The organism is Pseudomonas sp. 43NM1 (genome assembly GCF_002836905.1).
Taxonomy (GTDB): domain Bacteria; phylum Pseudomonadota; class Gammaproteobacteria; order Pseudomonadales; family Pseudomonadaceae; genus Aquipseudomonas; species Aquipseudomonas prosekii.
Map to the genome: position 1 here is coordinate 163,142 of NZ_MKGS01000002.1, position 17,884 is coordinate 181,025.

General features: G+C 56.6%; 18 protein-coding genes. 7 read left to right on the forward strand and 11 right to left on the reverse strand.

The window, feature by feature from the left end; all coding sequences use genetic code 11:
- Positions 1-11: 11 nt before the first annotated feature.
- The 4 genes from BI292_RS01750 to BI292_RS01765 all read right to left on the reverse strand — a co-directional run bounded on the left by BI292_RS01750 (position 12) and on the right by BI292_RS01765 (position 4,210).
- Entirely contained in the window at positions 12-2,084 is a 2,073-nt protein-coding gene (locus BI292_RS01750) for a pyridoxamine 5'-phosphate oxidase family protein (protein WP_101206781.1), read from the reverse strand.
- A 202-nt stretch (positions 2,085-2,286) separates the two neighbouring features.
- Positions 2,287-2,967 (reverse strand): glutathione S-transferase family protein, encoded by a 681-nt coding sequence (locus tag BI292_RS01755; RefSeq protein WP_101206782.1) that lies wholly within the window; start codon positions 2,965-2,967, stop codon positions 2,287-2,289.
- A 31-nt stretch (positions 2,968-2,998) separates the two neighbouring features.
- The gene (locus tag BI292_RS01760; protein WP_101206783.1) at positions 2,999-3,544 is read right to left on the reverse strand and encodes a cysteine hydrolase family protein; all 546 of its coding nucleotides are present in this window, start codon (positions 3,542-3,544) and stop codon (positions 2,999-3,001) included.
- A gap of 42 nt (positions 3,545-3,586) precedes the next feature.
- Positions 3,587-4,210, reverse strand: a complete 624-nt coding sequence (locus tag BI292_RS01765; RefSeq protein WP_101206784.1) for a DJ-1/PfpI family protein — start codon at positions 4,208-4,210, stop codon at positions 3,587-3,589.
- A 261-nt stretch (positions 4,211-4,471) separates the two neighbouring features.
- Between BI292_RS01765 and BI292_RS01770 the strand changes: the two genes are divergently transcribed.
- Positions 4,472-5,248 carry an alpha/beta fold hydrolase gene (locus tag BI292_RS01770; RefSeq protein WP_101206785.1) on the forward strand — a complete coding sequence of 259 codons (777 nt, stop codon included), beginning with the start codon at positions 4,472-4,474 and terminating at the stop codon, positions 5,246-5,248.
- A gap of 128 nt (positions 5,249-5,376) precedes the next feature.
- Positions 5,377-5,919 carry a cytochrome P460 family protein gene (locus BI292_RS01775; protein ID WP_101206786.1) on the forward strand — a complete coding sequence of 181 codons (543 nt, stop codon included), beginning with the start codon at positions 5,377-5,379 and terminating at the stop codon, positions 5,917-5,919.
- A 95-nt stretch (positions 5,920-6,014) separates the two neighbouring features.
- Here the strand turns inward: BI292_RS01775 and BI292_RS01780 are convergent, their stop codons facing one another.
- From BI292_RS01780 to BI292_RS01790, 3 genes are all read right to left on the reverse strand, one after another.
- Entirely contained in the window at positions 6,015-6,248 is a 234-nt protein-coding gene (locus BI292_RS01780) for a DUF2790 domain-containing protein (RefSeq protein ID WP_101206787.1), read from the reverse strand.
- A gap of 29 nt (positions 6,249-6,277) precedes the next feature.
- Complete coding sequence (gene rclC / locus BI292_RS01785) at positions 6,278-6,853, reverse strand: reactive chlorine resistance membrane protein RclC (protein WP_092281142.1); 576 nt, start codon at positions 6,851-6,853, stop codon at positions 6,278-6,280.
- 240 nt (positions 6,854-7,093) lie between these two features.
- Positions 7,094-8,104 carry a saccharopine dehydrogenase gene (locus tag BI292_RS01790; RefSeq protein ID WP_101206788.1) on the reverse strand — a complete coding sequence of 337 codons (1,011 nt, stop codon included), beginning with the start codon at positions 8,102-8,104 and terminating at the stop codon, positions 7,094-7,096.
- A 97-nt stretch (positions 8,105-8,201) separates the two neighbouring features.
- On the opposite strand from BI292_RS01790, the gene BI292_RS01795 reads away from it, so the two are divergent.
- Positions 8,202-8,834, forward strand: a complete 633-nt coding sequence (locus tag BI292_RS01795; RefSeq protein WP_256592602.1) for a TetR/AcrR family transcriptional regulator — start codon at positions 8,202-8,204, stop codon at positions 8,832-8,834.
- On the opposite strand, the gene BI292_RS01800 is transcribed toward BI292_RS01795, so the two are convergent.
- Positions 8,831-9,445 carry a dTMP kinase gene (locus BI292_RS01800; protein WP_101206789.1) on the reverse strand — a complete coding sequence of 205 codons (615 nt, stop codon included), beginning with the start codon at positions 9,443-9,445 and terminating at the stop codon, positions 8,831-8,833. The genes BI292_RS01795 and BI292_RS01800 overlap by 4 nt on opposite strands.
- 314 nt (positions 9,446-9,759) lie before the next feature.
- On the opposite strand from BI292_RS01800, the gene proP reads away from it, so the two are divergent.
- Both proP and BI292_RS01810 read left to right on the forward strand, forming a co-directional pair.
- Positions 9,760-11,262 (forward strand): glycine betaine/L-proline transporter ProP, encoded by a 1,503-nt coding sequence (gene proP, locus BI292_RS01805; protein ID WP_101206790.1) that lies wholly within the window; start codon positions 9,760-9,762, stop codon positions 11,260-11,262.
- 79 nt (positions 11,263-11,341) lie between these two features.
- Positions 11,342-12,079 carry an OBAP family protein gene (locus BI292_RS01810; RefSeq protein ID WP_101206815.1) on the forward strand — a complete coding sequence of 246 codons (738 nt, stop codon included), beginning with the start codon at positions 11,342-11,344 and terminating at the stop codon, positions 12,077-12,079.
- A gap of 58 nt (positions 12,080-12,137) precedes the next feature.
- Here the strand turns inward: BI292_RS01810 and BI292_RS01815 are convergent, their stop codons facing one another.
- Positions 12,138-13,043, reverse strand: coding sequence for a glycine betaine ABC transporter substrate-binding protein (locus BI292_RS01815; RefSeq protein WP_101206791.1), 906 nt, complete (start codon positions 13,041-13,043; stop codon positions 12,138-12,140).
- A 261-nt stretch (positions 13,044-13,304) separates the two neighbouring features.
- Between BI292_RS01815 and BI292_RS01820 the strand changes: the two genes are divergently transcribed.
- On the forward strand, positions 13,305-15,341 hold the full coding sequence (locus tag BI292_RS01820; RefSeq protein ID WP_178076513.1) for an NADH:flavin oxidoreductase: 2,037 nt from the start codon (positions 13,305-13,307) through the stop codon (positions 15,339-15,341).
- A gap of 47 nt (positions 15,342-15,388) precedes the next feature.
- Here BI292_RS01820 and BI292_RS01825 read toward each other — a convergent pair whose 3' ends face one another.
- Positions 15,389-16,183 carry a pyrroline-5-carboxylate reductase gene (locus BI292_RS01825; protein ID WP_101206793.1) on the reverse strand — a complete coding sequence of 265 codons (795 nt, stop codon included), beginning with the start codon at positions 16,181-16,183 and terminating at the stop codon, positions 15,389-15,391.
- Positions 16,180-16,878, reverse strand: a complete 699-nt coding sequence (locus BI292_RS01830; protein WP_101206794.1) for a TetR/AcrR family transcriptional regulator — start codon at positions 16,876-16,878, stop codon at positions 16,180-16,182. Before BI292_RS01830 ends, BI292_RS01825 begins: the two co-directional genes overlap by 4 nt.
- A gap of 162 nt (positions 16,879-17,040) precedes the next feature.
- On the opposite strand from BI292_RS01830, the gene BI292_RS01835 reads away from it, so the two are divergent.
- The gene (locus BI292_RS01835) at positions 17,041-17,859 is read left to right on the forward strand and encodes a DUF1206 domain-containing protein (RefSeq protein WP_092281128.1); all 819 of its coding nucleotides are present in this window, start codon (positions 17,041-17,043) and stop codon (positions 17,857-17,859) included.
- Positions 17,860-17,884 lie beyond the last annotated feature (25 nt).

The following is a 17,884-nucleotide window of genomic DNA, read 5'->3' on the forward strand; positions in this document are numbered from 1 at the left end:
AGGCGTTCATATCACAGATCCAAAATCAGGGGGGCGTCGCCCTCCTTGCTTTGCGCTGGTACTGCGCAGCAAATCAAGACCTCTCCCTGCGCCGGCATTTCAGCGGGCAAGTTCAAATAGTGCACTTCGCCACTGATCAATTTTGTACGACAAGTCCCACACGACCCGCCGCGGCAACTAAAGTCCGGATTCAGACCACGACTTTCAGCCAACTCCAACAAGCTGCCGTTGCCTGGCTCCCAACGCGCCTCTTTCGCAGACGTCGCGAACAGTACTTTGACTGGGCTACTGGCTGCCGGAACTTGTTCTACCGCCGGGGTCAACTGATCGCGTAACCGAACCAGAGTCGAAGGCCCAAACGTTTCAGCGTGAATGCGATCATCGCCGATGCGCAGTTCACGTAGCCCATCGTATAGAGCTTGGGTGAACGCGCCGGGGCCGCACAGGTAAAAGTCATAATCATCCAGCGGCAACAGCGCCTTGAGCAATGCGACATCCACGCGTCCAGCCAATTCGAAGTCTTCACCCTCACGAGCATGCTGCTCCGGCTGACTTAGAAGTCGCAATGCGCGAATCTTGTCTTTCGCACGTGTCGCCAGCTCAAACAGTTCGTCGCGAAATGCCAGCTCCGCCAGACTACGCGCACTCTGAATAAACCAGGTTGGCCGAGTACGACGAATTCGCTCTCCTTCGTAGATGACTTCGCGCAGCATCGACAGCAGCGGCGTGACCCCGACGCCAGCCGCCAATAGAACCAACGGCCGATGCTCATCGGCCTGCACTGTAAATCGTCCCTGCGGGGCGCGGGCTTCGATGAGATCCCCGACCCGAATCTTGCTGTGCAAGTGCGACGAAATCAAACCATCGCGTTTGACGCTGATCCGGAAGAAGTTGTCAGAAGGTGCGCTCGACACACTGTAAGTTCTGACCAAGGGAGGCTGCCCTTCAACCAGACTAAACCGTACCGGCAAATGCTGGCCCGCCTCGAAACGCGGCAACCCGGCACCATCGTCAGGTTCCAGATAAAAAGAGCTAATGGTGCTGCTCTCTTCAACGATTCGGGTGACACGCAGATGCCGCCATTGGTCGCGCAGCGCATCGGCCTGTAAGCGGCCTTCAGCTTTTTCCCAACTGCCGGTCATCAGGCTGTTCGGTGAGAAACCTTCGAATACCCAGCGCAGCGCCAATACGGCTCGCCTCAGGACGACATGCTCCACCGTCAAGGTCCAGAGTCTCTCGGCCCCTTGGAATGCAGCGATCTGCGGCCCCTCAAGAATAAGCTCGGTGCGCCCCGCCACTTGGAGCACATCACCTGACGAGAAATCGACAAAAACCAAACCGGCTTTAGGGTTGAGCAACAGGTTGCCCAATGTATTGAAATGCAGATTGCCGGCGAAATCGGGAATCGTCAGCACGTTGCCTTCGACCCTGACAAAACCTGGATTACCTCCGCGGTGAGAAACGTCAACCGAGCGCTTGGATGAGTCTCCTTCGAGGTCGACGTAGCTGGCGAGGAAGAACGTATCGGCCTGACGAATCATCTGTGCAGCCGCGTCGTCCAATTGGTGCAGACGGTTTGCTGCAACATCGGATGAGGCGCGCCCAACGCTGACCGGCTCGACACTTCGCAACTGGATGTACTGAGGACAGTTGCCAAAAGCGTGCACGACAGAAACGCCAACACCGTCAGAGGAGACGGAGTTGATATTGCCGTTCATTCGATTGCGCCTTCGGGTTTTCAAGTCGATGCCAAGTAGCCCGACTGCGGCGCCCATTCCCAAGGCTGGTTTGACTGGGTCGCCGTCCGCGGGGAGGCGGTCAAGCTGCAAGCTACGTGGGTCCGGGGAGTGAACAAATCCTGGAGGGCCCTCGATCAACGTTGCCCAAGGGATGCCGTTTTGGTCGACCGCGCCCACCACCAGATAAGGCAGTTGGCTGTAAAACGAACGATGCTGATCCGGCATGTAATCGCGAACAACCTTTCGCCCAAAGTGCTCCATCTGCTGCGCCACACCGACACTTTCTTGCAACTGCCGCTCACCAGCATGCCAAGGTGAGGCCCCTGGCTCATCGGTATTATTCATGATCACCTCTACGGATTCGTAAACAGGTGCAATTCACTCGCTTCCCGGCGCCCATCGATGACGTCACCAACGAGGTGTTCACTGAGCACCCGCCGATACCATCAATGCAACGCCTTGCAGGCCGGAGCGTTACACGTATCTGCGAGACACATTGGCGTCCCGCACGCCTTTACATCATTTCCTTCAGTCGCAGCGACGGTCCTTACGACAACTTGTAGAGCTTTTTCCTGTCCTGATCGGTTTGCCCTGATGGGCGAATTTCCTCTCCTTTAGCGTAGGCACGGATCACCGCTGGCCGGGCAGTAATTTTCGCAAGCCAGGCGGCAATGTGCGGATAGGTCTCCAATGTCATGCCTTGCTTCTCGTGTTGCAGCAACCATGGGTAAATCGCCATGTCAGCGATCGAGTATTCACCTGCAATAAAAGGCTGATGGCTCAACTGCTGCTCCATCACTTTATAAAGTCGCTCGGTCTCTTTACTGAATCGCTCTACCGCAAGCGGAACATGCTCGGAGGCGTAGTTTAAAAAAAACACCGCTTGCCCAAGTATCGGGCCGAGACTGGCAGCCTGCCAGAATAACCACTGTAGAACCGACGCCGCCCCTTTTGAGTCTCTCGGAAAAAACTGACCACGACGTTGAGCCAAGTACAGTAAAATTGCGCCCGATTCAAAAACTGAAACACCAACTTCGTTATCTACAATCGCTGGTATGCGTTGGTTTGGTGAAAGCCCTGTGTATTCGGGAGAAAACTGTTCGCCCTTGCTGATGTTGACCGGATGAGCCGTATAGGGACGGCCAGATTCTTCAAGAAAAATCGCGACTTTTTGCCCGTTCGGCGTCGGCCAGTAGTAATAGTCCAATGCAGCGGATGGGTTTGCCATCGGGTTAACCTCTGAACCTATCGAGGGAAAATCAGGAGAGATATTCATCTGCGCTCTGCACTTTGGCGTAGCCGAATTGCAAGGCGGCCATGAAGGCTGCGTGCACCAGAGCTGATGGAACTTTTACCCCATTAAATTCCAGATCATGAGTCGCGCAGGCGTCGTGGATGACTGTTGTGGCATACCCGAAATCGTCAGATGAGCGAGTGACCGCATCGATGCACATGTGACTCATATTGCCGACAACAACGACTTTTTTAATGCCCTGCTTCTCCAGCACCTCGCGCAGTTGTGTCTCGCGATATGGATTCATAAAGTGTTTGACGATGACCAATTCGTCGCTCTGATTACGCACCTTCTCATGCAGTTGCGCACCAACGGAGCCAGGCACAAAAAAAGGAGCATTGGCAGCAAGGGTTTCGTGCCGAATGTGAATGACTGTGTCGCCTCGAACACGTGCCGATGCGATTACGCGCGCAGCATTATCTGCCGCAGCGTCAACGGCATTGAGTTCCCATTTTCCACCGGAGAAATAGTCGTTCTGAATATCAACGACGATAAGTGCTGTGTCAGTCATACAATTACCTGCAGAAAGTCGATAAATAATATTGAGTGAGGACTACGGCACCTGCGGCGTGTCGTACCAATCCCGATCCGGTGTGGCGAAGCGCATTTTTTGGCGGATATAAGTAGCGTTCTCTAGACTGGTCAGTTTTTCCAACAGCAAGAACGCAACTTCAGTGGCGGTGCCCGGACCGCTGGAAGTAATGATGTTGTCGTGAACTACGACAGGTCGATCCAGGAACAGAGCGCCAGATTCCACTAACTGGTTTTTCCGTTTTCCGCCCTCCTGGTGATACGTCGTCGCATTCTTATCACGTAGCACGCCCGCCGCACCCAAGCACACCGATGCCACACAAACACTGGCGACAGGTTTGCCGGCATCAACAAATTGGCGAATGGTTTCAAGGAAAGGCTCACTAAGCGCTTCCTCATAGAATCCTGACGGCTCGAAACCACCCGGCAATGCCAGAGCATCAAAGCTACTGACGTCCAAATCGCTCAGCAGGTAATTGGGATTAAGCGAGAGCCCGAACGTAGTAATGATTTTCCTGCGAAGGCCTGCATTCACTAACTCAACAGGAAAGTCACCGAGCAAGTCAGCCCAGCCGAGCACGTCGGTGAAAGCCGCCATCTCCATTGGTTCGACACCATTGGCTAACAGCATGAGTACTCGTTTCATCAGGCAGCTCCGCGGTCCGGCGTTAATAAAGTGCTTGAAACGCATGCTCCGCTTTAATCGCTTTGGTGAGAACGAACACAAAACACAATCCAATGTTTCGCCTACTGAAATGCTGGAGACCTTGTATCTGTTTGTAGCAAAAGTGGCATTAGACACAGTTCCATGCGGAGCACTCGCTACTTCGACACATACAGGACACAGCCAGCGGTTTAACTATTGCTGTCGCTCACAGCGCATCTCTCGCTTACAGAGGAACATTAAATGAAAAAGATTTTTGCAGGTCTGGCCCTCGCAGCTGCGATGGTTAGTGCCACCGCCGCGCTGGCAGCGCCGGTCAAACCGACTGTGGTACTCGTACACGGCGCTTTCGCCGATTCGAGCAGTTGGAATGGCGTCGTCAAAATTCTGGAAAAAGATGGCTATCCAGTGATCGCAGCTTCGAACCCGCTGCGCTCACTCAAAGGTGACGCGCAGTCGGTCGCCGATGTGCTCGCCAGCATTAAAACGCCAGTCGTGCTGGTCGGACATTCCTATGGAGGCCCGGTCATCAGCGAAGCGGCTTACGGCAATGCCAATGTCAAAGCGCTGGTATTCGTCGCAGCCATTGCACCCGAGGCAGGTGAATCCACCGCAGATTTATCTGGACGTTTCCCAGGTGGCACGCTCGGCCCTACCCTCGCTCCTCCAGTTGCCTTGGCTGACGGCGGCAAAGATTTGTATATCCAGCAAGACAAATTCCACGACCAGTTTGCGGCGGACGTCTCCAACGCGGACGCGCGCGTGATGGCGGCGACTCAACGTCCCGTCACTGTCGCCGCGCTAAATGAAGCGTCGACCGAGCCGGCCTGGAAAACCATTCCTTCCTGGTTCGTCTATGGCACCGCCGACAAGAACATTCCTGCACAAGCCCAGGTATTCATGGCCGAGCGGGCACACGCCAGGCAAACCGTCGCGGTCAAAGACGCCTCGCACGTTGTGATGGTGTCCAACCCGAAAGTCGTTGCCAGCCTGATCGAAAAAGCAGCTAACGCCAAATGACAAAAAGTCGCGGTTTAGTATTGAACCGCTTCGTCAGTGAACGAGCATCCGGTGGTGTTACGGATGCTCTCATAAAGCCCTAAAACGACGGCAGTCGATACAACTGCGTCCGTCGCAGGAGTTATAAGATGAAGACGAAATTGCTCGTGGTAACTGCAATCGCCAGTATTTTTAGTGGTATTGCGGGAGTTTCAATTGTTGCATACGCAGACTCGTCTACTGGCGCAGATGCAGATCGCTCGCCTACTTTCGGAGTCGCTCTTCCTGATGGATATCGCGAATGGCAATTCGTTAGCATCGCCCATGAAGAGGGTGACAAAGCCGACATTCGTGTGATCCTGGGAAATGATGTTGCAATGAAAGCGTATCGTGACGGGACTATCCCATTTCCAGACGGCACCATCATCGCGCGACTCGCTTATAAATATGAATCCTCCGCAAGGAACAACGCCGTCTTCGGTCGCGTGCAGTCATACATAGCCGGAGAGCCGACGAACGTGCAGATAGAAGTTAAAGACTCAAAGCGCTACGCAAGTACTGGAGGTTGGGGTTACGGCCAGTTTGAAAATGGCAAAGCCAACCCTAGTGAGCAGCTCATGAACACCTGTTTCGCGTGCCACACCAAATTGCCTCCTCAGGATGACTTCATCTTCACAAAGTATTCGAAGTAATCGCCAGCCGTCCTTTATGTTGAGTTCTCTGCATTGCAATTCGGCGAAAGATCAGCGCGTACAGGCCAGTGCTGTCCGAGCAACGCACAGCGTATTCAGCCGCCCATGCATCCCCCGCCCTGCACTTGGTAGGTGACGGTATGCCGTTCACCTTTTGAGTCTTCATAAACCATTTCAACTGGCACGATACCGCAGGCGAAGGAGGTATCAGTGATGCTGATAGTTTTAGCAACGTCCAAGGGAACGCCTGTACGTGCAGCCTGGGCACCCTCGCCAGCAAAAGCAGAGCCGGCAACGACCATTAAGAACAAAGCCATTAAGGTTTTCATCATATTTTTCCAACTAGTGGCAAGAGTGATCAAGCGGAGCGTTCGCGGAGCAGTTGACGCGCGGAGTCAGCCATCACGGGTAAAGAGCCGGCTAGCATCAGTACATCTTTGAGCACCAAACGACCTGCCCCCGACAGATAGGGAAAACCATGTTGCGCATCTCCGAGAGCGCCCACCCAGGCCTCAGGAGTGGTAATCAAAAAGCTCAGCGTTACCAGCGGTGTACCGAAGGCCAGCGCGCCACCCAACAGGCCAGTACGTCGCGAAATCGAATTTGACAGCACGAGCAGACCGATCAAGATTTCAACGATCCCGAGTCCAGTCGAAAAACCGTACGTGTTGTTAGCGGTTTGCCAAACGCGCTTCTCTGCGTTCAACTCGCCTTCATGTGTGAGGTGCGCTTTGTATTCTTCTGGGTGCTCATAGAAGAAAGACATGAATGGGCTATTGGCAACGAAAGGAGTGATGCTGTCAGCTTCATATGGAACGAATTTCAGCGCTCCGATCCATAGAAAAACAATAGCGATAGCCAATCGCATGAGTGAAGTTCCGACAGTATCGACTTTGCTGATAAACCGGAGCCAGGCAGTAAAAGATGTGAGCATTAGACTTCTCCAAATGTGTGAATGTGGAGGTAGTCTGACGTGGGTTTGAAAGCCGTTTTTGTGCGTCTTGCTCAGTTTATTGCTTGATCGTCTCAACATACTGCTGAAGATCTTTCAGGCATAAAAAAGCCTCGATACCTTGCGGTACCGAGGCAAAGCGCGTGCGGGTGGGTGATCTATTTCTTCAGCGAGTGAATCGCCTCCAACTCGATGTCATTGCCCTACTGCCGAATTTATCTGTCACTGGAGCATTGGCAACTCACGCAACTCACCCCCTTCTTTTCCGAAGCGTTGCAGATACGCGCCTGCGTTGAGCAATTGATAAGGAAAGTAGAGTCCTGGCGCAGTCGCTGGTTGACCGTCGAGCCCGAGCAGTCGCTCAAGGAGCATGGCGACGCTCAGGCCGGTCAGCGCCGCCGCACCTGCCGGGTGGACGGTGGCGTGACGGGTGCGCAACGGTTTGCCGGTCAAGTCCTCGCCTGCGAGTTCGATGATGATTTCAGTCGACATCGGCTGTCCCTGGCGTCGCGATGAACTAACCCCGCTGGCCAGATTGAACTGCACATTGGGCGCACCAGTCGCAGCGGCCAAACCGACAACGTCGATGGAGGAGAAACCGGAGGCCTGCATTTGCGTACCATCGACCGCGCGAAAGTTGACCTTGGCATCCTCGCCCTCGCGCCAGATATACACGCCGTCGCGCCGTGTCAGGGCGGCTGGCAGCATCTTGCTCAAGTGTTCGAAATCCTTGGCGACGGTCGGCCCTCCGCCGTCCTGTTCATCGACCAGCGCATGAATGCTGATGTCGTGCACCCGGCTAAACGCCTTGGCCAGGTGCAGGGTCGACACAGTCGTTGCGCCGACCATCCATTCGTAACCGAGGACAATCGGCGCTGCGTCTGGCGTGTGCATGTAAGTCGCGATTTGCGGCGCGATCTCGAACACGCCGGAGGAAATACTCAGGTGAGGCACACCGCGCTGTTGGGCGAAACGCAACCCGGCGAGGGCATGATCCATGTAAAACACCATGACGGCGCTGACCGACTGATTGCCCAAGCCCAAGTCGGCTGCCGCAGCGTCTATGACCACACCCTGCGCTCCACCAATCTGTTCAGCCGCCTGCTGGACTTTGGCCAGGTCGCGGCCACCGATCAATAAAGGCAAATCGGGATGCGCGGCGCGCAGTGCCCGGGCAGTCTGGTGACCAATCGCGCCGGAACCGCCCATTAACAAGATAGGATCAATTGACATTGTGTATTCTCCTCGTTCAGGGACTGCAACCTACTATTTGTAGACACCCTAACATGAGCGCTGTAACTTTCGCCTACCATTGGTAGGTTTTATTGTTTTGGAAATCGATCACGTGCCAAAAATCACCGAGCAACCTACCCAACCTTCAGCGGCGCGGCGCCTTTCCAAAGCCGAACGGCGCCAGCAATTGCTGGATACGGCGCTGCTGATCGTGCGCGAGGAAGGCGCCGACAGACTCACTCTCGGGCATTTGGCCGTCCGCGCCGGCGTGTCCAAACCGGTGGTTTACGATCACTTCGCGACGCGCTCGGCGTTGTTGATCGAGCTCTACAAATGGATTGATACCGAGCGAGTCAATGCATTGCGTGACGCCATGGCCAACACCACACAGGGGCCGGGCGAAACCGCGCTGATTCTGGCCAGCGCCTACATTCAGTGCGCAGCGGACCACACCGATGAGTTTCACGCAGTCGGCGCGGCGCTGGCCGGCAGCGAAGAAAAATCAGTGGTATTTCAGGAACTGCTGGATAACTGCGTGCAAATGTTCATCGCCGTGCTCAAGCCTCACGCAGCTGCGTCACTGACAGCAGACGAACTGGAGCGACGCTGTATCGGCCTGATCGGCGCCGGGGAAGCGCTCTCCGGCGCATTGATCCGAGGGCAGCATGACATCCAGCAAATGACCGCCTCATTCGCGTCACTGATACAGGGTGCTTTGCGCGCGGACTAACCAGCGAGAACGCTATTAATCTCGGCAACCACCTGCGCCGTCGCCGCCTCGATCGTCCCTTCATTGCGGCACAAAACCCAGCCATGCTCAGCAACCGCGCGCTCGAACGCCTCGGTGCTCGCGACATGTTCTTCGAGCTTGTGCATCACCGTACTACTCAACCCACGCGAGCGTGCCGCAGCGCGCGCCCAGGAAATCTCAGGATCGGTGACAACCCCGACATGCAGGTCGGGCACTTGCACGTTTTGATCAAGGTTCAATTGCAGAATGTCGGCGAACGGGGCAATTCGGCGAAACGCGGCATCAGAGGGATACCAGCGGTCAATCAGGATGATGCTGTCCAGGGGCTGTTTGGTCAGCACGTTCTGCGAAATCCAGGCTCGGCTCTCAGCAAACCGCTGACACACCGCCCACTCCAGATCGACGCTGGGTTTTCTGACGAGCTGGTTGACCAAGGCCATCGTTTTACCCCTGAAGGGATCACTTTTCTTCTCGCAAAGCCGGATCACCTTCTTGTTATCAACCCTCAGCGCATGGGTGATAGCCTCCAACAGCGTGGTTTTGCCGGTGCCTTTGGGGCCATCCAGGGAAACAAACAGCGGACGATTCATTCTTTGAGTTCTGAACAGACAGTGGCGAGCACTCTAACGTGTTTCCGGACATAGTTCTGGTAAGCCTGCGGGTGAAACATGCACCTTCCGATGCAACCAGAAACCTGCCCGTAAACCTCTGAGACGCCCGTCCCACCTTCTGCCACCAGCAAAAAAACTCAGCCAGCGGTGAATTATTTCGTTTCCTCTTGTATCTGATCAGGAACAAGCCGTGACATCAAAAAGATAGCACCGGCAACGGCAAACGCGTCTAGCCCACGCCACAGCGGGCTCGGCGGTTTGCATCAAGACTGATCAGGTACAGAGTGGTCCGCATGAAATCTCGTGAGAAAAAAGTCAAACCGATTGGTTTGAAAGACATCACCATCGTCGACGACGTCAAGATGCGCAAAGCGATCACCGCCGCCGCGCTTGGCAACGCCATGGAATGGTTCGACTTCGGCGTCTACGGTTTTGTCGCCTACGTGCTCGGCAAGGTGTTTTTCCCTGGCGCCGACCCAAGCGTGCAGATGATTGCTGCGTTGGCGACGTTCTCCGTGCCGTTCTTGATCCGGCCGCTGGGCGGTCTGTTTTTCGGCACGTTGGGCGATAAATACGGCCGACAGAAAGTCCTCGCGGCGACCATCGTGATCATGTCGCTCAGCACGTTCGCCATCGGCCTGATCCCCTCCTACGCCTCGATTGGTATCTGGGCGCCGATCCTGCTGTTGCTGGCGAAAATGGCCCAAGGTTTCTCGGTGGGCGGTGAATACACCGGCGCCTCGATCTTCGTCGCCGAATACGCGCCGGATCGCAAGCGCGGTTTCCTCGGCAGTTGGCTGGACTTCGGCTCAATCGCCGGGTTTGTCTTCGGCGCCGGCGTCGTAGTGCTGATTTCGACGATTTTGGGCGAAGAGCAGTTTGAATCCTGGGGCTGGCGACTGCCGTTCTTCCTCGCCCTGCCACTGGGCATGATCGGCCTCTACTTGCGTAACGCGCTCGAAGAAACCCCGGCCTTCCAGCAACATGTCGAGAAACTCGAACAAGGCGACCGCGAAGGCCTGGCCAGCGGTCCTAAAGTGTCGTTCAAGGAAGTCGCCACCAAACATTGGCGCAGCCTGATGACCTGCGTTGGCGTGGTCGCAGCGACTAACGTGACTTACTACATGTTGCTCACGTACATGCCGAGCTACCTGACGCACAACTTGCACTACAGCGAAAACCACGGCGTATTGATCATCATCGCGATCATGGTCGGCATGCTGTTCGTGCAGCCGATGATCGGTTTCATCAGCGACAAGATCGGCCGTCGTCCTTTCATTATTTGCGGCAGCATCGGTTTGTTCTTTCTGGCGATCCCGGCCTTCATGCTGATCAACAGCGGCAAACTCGGTTTGATCTTCTCTGGGCTGCTGATGCTGGCGGTGTTGCTCAACTTCTTCATTGGGGTCATGGCGTCGACACTCCCGGCGATGTTTCCGACCCACATCCGTTACAGCGCGCTGGCCAGTGCTTTCAATATTTCGGTATTGATCGCCGGCCTCACCCCTACCCTCGTTGCCTGGTTGGTGGAAAGCACGCAGAACCTGTACATGCCCGCTTATTACTTGATGGTCGTTGCGGTCATCGGGTTGGCGACAGGTATCACCATGAAAGAAACCGCGAACAAGCCATTACGCGGTGCAGCACCGGCGGCTTCCGATATTGAAGAAGCACAGGAACTGCTGCAGGAACATCACGACAACATCGAGCAGAAGATTGAAGACATCGATGCGGAAATTGCCGAGCTGGAAGCCAAGCGTAAGAACCTGGTGCAGCAACATCCGCGAATCGATTAAGCGACGCTCCAAGTCTTTGTAAGAGGGATCTGCAATGAAAAGCAAACGCGCCACTTTTGCCCTGTCCCGACCACTGTTGATGCTGACGGTCAGTGGACTGCTGACGGCCTGCGCCGCAAACAATACGGACTCTAATGTCGTTGCGCCGGGCGCGGAGAAAACGCCCTCGACCAAGACCCTGGAGGCCGGCGCAGCGCTGATGCAATCGCGCCCGCCGATTGAAGCGCTGAATGCTTACCTCGATGGCTTCCATTTTTACAATGGACATCCCGATGTACAGATGGAGGCGCATCACTACTGTTCGATCCTCAATGAAGAGGTGATCCAGTGCGTGATTTACGACGGCAATCGCAAAGACGCGAAGCTCATGGGCGTGGAATACATCATCAGCGAGCAACTGTTCGCCAAGTTGCCGAAGGCTGAAAAAGCCTTGTGGCACAGCCATGTCCACGAGGTGAAGTCGGGCCAGTTAGTTGCGCCGGGGATCCCGGAAGTTGCCGAACATGCGCTGATGGAAAAGCTCGTTCACACCTACGGCAAGACCTGGCACACGTGGCACACCGACCTCAATAAAGACCTGCCGCTGGGCGTTCCGCAACTGATGATGGGATTCACCGCGGATGGCCAGGTTGATCAGAAGTTAGTCTCAGAACGCGACAAGCGATTCGGCATCAACAGTGCCGAGAAGAGCAAGTCGCGCGCCGACATCCCCGCGCCTGCGATTGATCCGGGCGCCGATGCCTGGCGCAAGGGCGATGTCATTCAAATCGAAGACCCGACCGGCAAGCCGCACTCGCATAGCCAGGCCGTTCCATAACGCTCACGCACTAGCGCAAAACCAAGGGCGACGCTGCCAACAGCGTCGCCCTTGTTCGTTATTGAGTGACGCCACTCGCAGCTGTTGCCGTTTCAAACATCGCCGCAAACCGTGGTTTGTTCGCCGCGTAATAGTCCGCCACCACCTTGTCCGCAGTACTTTCCCGCGCCGCAAACATCAGCTTTTCAAGGTCCGCCTGAGGGATTTTGAAGTTGGCGAAGAAGCGCGCCACTTCCGGATGTTCCGCGCTGAAACCCTGGCGGGCGAACGCGTGGATTTGTTCAGCGCCGCCGAAAATCTTCTTCGGATCATCCAGATAACGCAGCGACCACTTGGAGAACATCCAGTGCGGACTCCAGGCGTTGACCAACGACCACTTATCGCGTTTCAGGTTGCGATCCAGTTCACTCAACATGCCCGACTCTGAAGACGCGACCATCTTGTAGCCATCAAGTTTGTATTCCTTGAGTGCCAGTTCCGTGAGTTTGTATTGGCCGTTGCCGACTTCAGACGTCAGGATCTTGCCGCCCAGTTTGGCTTTCACGTCAGGCTTGTTGAGGTCTTCGACACTGGCGATCTCACTTTCAGGAATTGACGTCGGCACCGCCATGCCGATCCGCCCTTCATAGAGCACGCCAAGGTCTTCAATCTTGTCGCGGTACTTGTCGTGGAAAGCCTTGTGCGTACTGGGCAACCAGACCATCGGGATCAAGTCGATGTTGCCGTTGGCCAGCGCCTGGAACTGAATACCGATATCCGCCAGCACCAGTTTTACGGGTTGTTTGAGGTTGTCCTGTAACGCGGCGCTGGCCAGTTTCACCGTGATCTCGGTGTCCGACCAGTTGACCCAGCCGATACGGATCGGCGCCGGGTCTGCGGCGTTGGCGGCCAGGCTGCAAGTGCCCAGCGCCGCCGCTGCAAGCCAGCCGATCAGGCTCTTACTGGATAACGTTTGGTTAGTCATCGTGCATCTCCGCTTTCTATTCGAATAGTTATTGGCAGGGCAGCAGAAGCAACAAACCTCTCCGACAGGAGAGCAAACAAGATCGCAGTCACAGGGCATCAAAACATCATCGGCGTTTCTTGTTTTAGCGGATGTTAATCGCGGTTTTGCGGTGACACAAGCAAAATGTACACCTGTGTCATGATCGGTTGACGCCTGTGAACATTGGACATACCGTTATGTCAAAACCAACGCCTGATGTTTGTTCGAGGAGCGCACCACATGTCCAGCGATCCCCTGTTGCAGCCCTACACAATCAAAAACCTGACCTTGCGTAACCGCATCATGACCACCTCGCACGAACCGGCGTATCCGGTCGACGGCATGCCCAAGGATCTTTATCGGGCCTATCACGTCGAGCGCGCCAAGGCTGGCGTGGCGTTGACCATGACCGCCGGTTCTGCGGCGGTGTCACGCGACAGTCCGCCGGTGTTCAACAACATCCTGGCGTACAAGGACGAAGTGGTCGGCTGGCTCAAAGACCTCACCGATGAGTGCCACGAACACGGCGCGGCGGTGATGATTCAACTGACGCATCTGGGCCGTCGCACGCGCTGGGACAAAGCCGACTGGCTGCCGGTGGTCTCGCCCTCGCATCGCCGCGAGGCGTCGCACCGCTCGTTCCCGAAGAAAATGGAAGAGTGGGACATCGAGCGCATCATCAAGGATTACGTGGACGCCGCCGAGCGCATGAAAGCCGCCGGCCTCGACGGCCTGGAGCTGCAGGCCTACGGGCATTTGATGGACCAATTCTGGTCGCCGCTGACCAACGATCTCGACGGACCTTACGGCGGTTCGCTGGAAAATCGCCTGCGTTTCACCTTCGATGTGCTGCGCGGCATCCGCAAACAATGCGGCGAGGATTTCATTCTCGGCGTGCGCTATACCGGCGACGAGGACCTGCCCGGCGGCTTTGGCGCGCAGGAAGGCATGGCGATTTCGCACCTGCTCAAGGACAGCGGCCTGGTGGATTTTCTCAACGTGGTGCGTGGCCACATCGACACCGATGCCGGCCTCACCGACGTGATTCCGATCCAGGGCATGCGCAACTCGCCGCACCTGGATTTCGCCGGTGAAATCCGCGCGGCGACCGGTTTCCCGACATTCCACGCAGCGAAGATTCCCGACGTCGCCACCGCCCGGCACGCCATCGCCTCCGGCAAGATCGACATGGTCGGCATGACCCGCGCGCACATGACCGACCCGCACATCGTGCGCAAAATCATCGAAAAACGTGAGGAAGAAATCCGCCCGTGCGTCGGCGCCAACTATTGCCTGGACCGCATCTATCAGGGCGGCGCGGCGTATTGCATCCACAACGCTGCGACCGGCCGCGAAACCACAATGCCGCACGAGATTGCGCAGGCGCCGGTCAAACGCAACGTAGTGATTATTGGCACTGGCCCGGCGGGTCTGGAGGCGGCGCGGGTCGCCGGTGAGCGCGGGCACGACGTCACCGTATTTGAAGTCGCCGACCAGCCCGGCGGGCAGATCCGCTTGACCGCGTTAAGCGAGCGCCGCCGCGAGATGATCAGCATCATCGACTGGCGCATGGCCCAGTGCGAACGGCTCGGGGTCAAATTCCATTTCAACACCTGGGCCGAGGCCGATACGGTGCTGGCGCAAGAACCGGACGTGGTCATCGTCGCCACTGGCGGTCTGCCGCACACCGAAGTGCTGAAACACGGCAATGAACTGGTGGTGTCGGCGTGGGACATCATTTCCGGCGACGTCAAACCCGGGCGCAACGTGCTTATCTTCGATGACGCCGGCGACCATGCGGCGTTGCAGGCCGCTGAAGTCATCGCCAACAGTGGCGCCACCCTCGAAATCGTCACGCCCGACCGGTCGTTTGCGCCGGAAGTCATGGCGATGAACCTGGTGCCGTACATGCGCAGCCTGCAAGACCTCGACGTCACGTTTACCGTGACCTATCGGGTCGAGGCCGTGGAAAAACGCGATGGCAAGTTGCTGGTCAGCTTTGGCAGCGATTACGGCCGAGTGAATAAACAGCGGGTGGTCGATCAGGTGGTGATCAATCACGGCACCCTGCCGCTGGACGATCTGTACTTCGAGCTGCGGGGATATTCGAGCAATGGCGGCGCGGTCGAACAGCACAATTTGATCGCCGGCAAGACCCAGAACATCGTCACGCACCCCGAAGGTCGTTTCCAATTGTTCCGGATTGGCGATGCCGTGTCGGCGCGCAACACCCACGCCGCGATTTACGACGCGCTGCGCCTGGTGAAAGACCTCTGAGCTGACGCCGCAGCGCCCTCATTTAGAGGACGCTGCGGTGATGCGGGTCAAAGGCCTTTACGCGCGACGGCAGCGCCCTCCTCCAAAGCCTTGCCGATCTGTTGCTCGAACTGACCATCCGTCATCGACTGTAACGCGGCGGCGGTCACACCCCGATACGCAATCAAGCTATCGAGGGTTTCCTGAGCATCGCGGCTGGCGAGTAACTGGCTGCTATGCACCACCACATTCTTCGCCGCGAGTTGTGCGATATCGGCAGGTATTCCGGCTAGCGTCGCCTGCTTGGCCAACGCGGTCAGTAATAACGCAGGAAACGCCGGACCGGTACCGGACAGCGCCGAGAGCACCTCGATGTGATCCTCTTGCGTCACTTCAGCCGCTGTGCCGACGCTTTCGAACAAACGCTGCACCAGACTTTTTGTCTCCGCATCCACCTCGCCAAAACAAAACCACGGCGTGAACGATCGCTCGATTTCCACCGCTGCGTTGGGCATCGCCCGGATGACCGCCGCTGCCGAAGTCTGCTTTGAAATCGCCTGCGCAGTGATCCCGGCCATCAGCGAGATCACGGTTTTGCCCGAGGCATCAATGTTGAGATTGGCGAAGTGTTCGGGGCGCACGGCGAGGATAATCAGCCCGCTGCGGGCCACCAGTGCCTGATTATCGGTGACCAGTTGCGCGCCTTCGCGCGCTAACGGATGACTGCCGGATCGATTGGAAATAACCAGATGGCCTTGTGCAAACACGCCTTTCGCCAGCAGCGCTTTTGCAATCGAGCCACCCAGCCAGCCAGTTCCGCCGATGATTCCCAGCGTCTGGATTCCCGGCGTCTGGCTGCTCATTTCGCGGCGTCCTCGAACGTGTCGGTCAACGGCACAAAGTGCCCCGGCTCGCTTTCGGCGTAACCGAACTTTCCGTAGAAACGGTCCAGTTCGCGCTGCTTTGGTACTTTGCCGGTGAAGATGCTCACGTAATGCGGGATGCGCTGAAAACGCACGGTGATTTCCTCGCTGGTGTTCATCGTGATGTAACCGATCTGCGTCAGATAGATCGTGCGCGCGCGGGTGTCGGCGGCGTTGAAGTCGTAACCGAAACGCTTGAACATGCTGGCCAGCGCGCTGATACGTTGCTCATCGGCGGTGGCGACTTCGGCGGCAACCTCGGCAGACTGTAGCGCCCAGCTGCGCACGGCGAACTCGAATTGCGAATCGAACGTCTGCGGGTTGAGCCAGCATTCGAAGACATTGAGGATCGCTTCGGAAATGCTTTCCGCGTAACTCTCGCTTTGGCGGATCAACCCGCCGGTGTTGGTGTCGCGCCAGCGTGTGAGCAAAGCGGCGAGCAATTGCTCGCGATCCTCGAAGAACCAATAGAAGCTGGTTCGCGATAATCCCAGGCGTTTCGCCAGCGGCATCACCCGAACGGCATCGATGCCCGACTCCTTCAGCGCATCGTAAGCGGCGGCGAGCCAACCCTCGGGCGAACCGCGCCATCCGCTGTCCTGCGCCTTGCCGCGTGCTTTGCCTAACTGAGACATCGGGTCCTGCCTTGCTGAAAAATGCGTGACCCGAATGTACTCGGACGACCTGTGAATGTACACCTGAGTACATTTGGCCGACTTCACTGCAAGTCGAAGCCAGATCGAACCCCGTCCGCCGTTACAGGTCTCTCCTGTATAACTTTTCGGGAATTAACAGCAATGTCCACGCAACACAGCCTTATCGTTTTAGCTCGAAGCGGTTATGCCGCCCGGGGCATCCTTTACCTGATTATCGGGATCTTCGCGTTACTCGCGGCCCAGGATTCGAGCAAACCCAAAGACAGTCACAAGAGCCTGGAAGCCTTGTTGAGCCAACCATTCGGCTACTTGCTGATTGGCATTGTCGTCGCCGGTTTGCTGGCATTCGCGGCTTGGCGCGTATTGCAAGCGACCCGCGATGTTGACCACCACGGCAAAGAGTTCAAGGGTCTGGTGATCCGTGCAGGGTTGTTGGCGGGCGGTGTCGTCAACGGCGCTCTGGCGTTCTTTGCCCTGGGGTTGCTGGTCAGCGGGATCAATAGTTCGGGCGGTTCCGGAGGTGGGCAAACCAAAGACTTGCTCGCGCAGTTGTTGTCGTGGGAACACTCGAACTTGTTGGTCTACCTCGTCGCACTGGTGCCACTGGGCGTGGGTATCGCGCACATCATCAAGGGCTGGAAAGCTTCGTTCGAGAAGTACTTTGAAGCCGACGAAGAAGTGATGCGCTATGTAAGGCCGGTCTCGCGATTCGGTCTTATCGCCCGTGGCGTCGTGTTCATCGAGATCGCCTTGCTGTTGATGATCAGCGGCTCAAGCTATAAGGCGATCAATCCGCCGGGCATGAAAGATGCGCTGAATGCGTTGCAGAACTTGCCGGCCGGCGGTGTGATTCTGATGGTAATGGCCTTGGGGCTGATTGCGTTTTCGGTCTACAGCTTGTCCGAAGCGGCTTGGCGCAAGATCAACATGGACGTGCCCGGCGTCGCGGAACGGCACTAAGCGCACCGGCGATCAGCCTTCGATC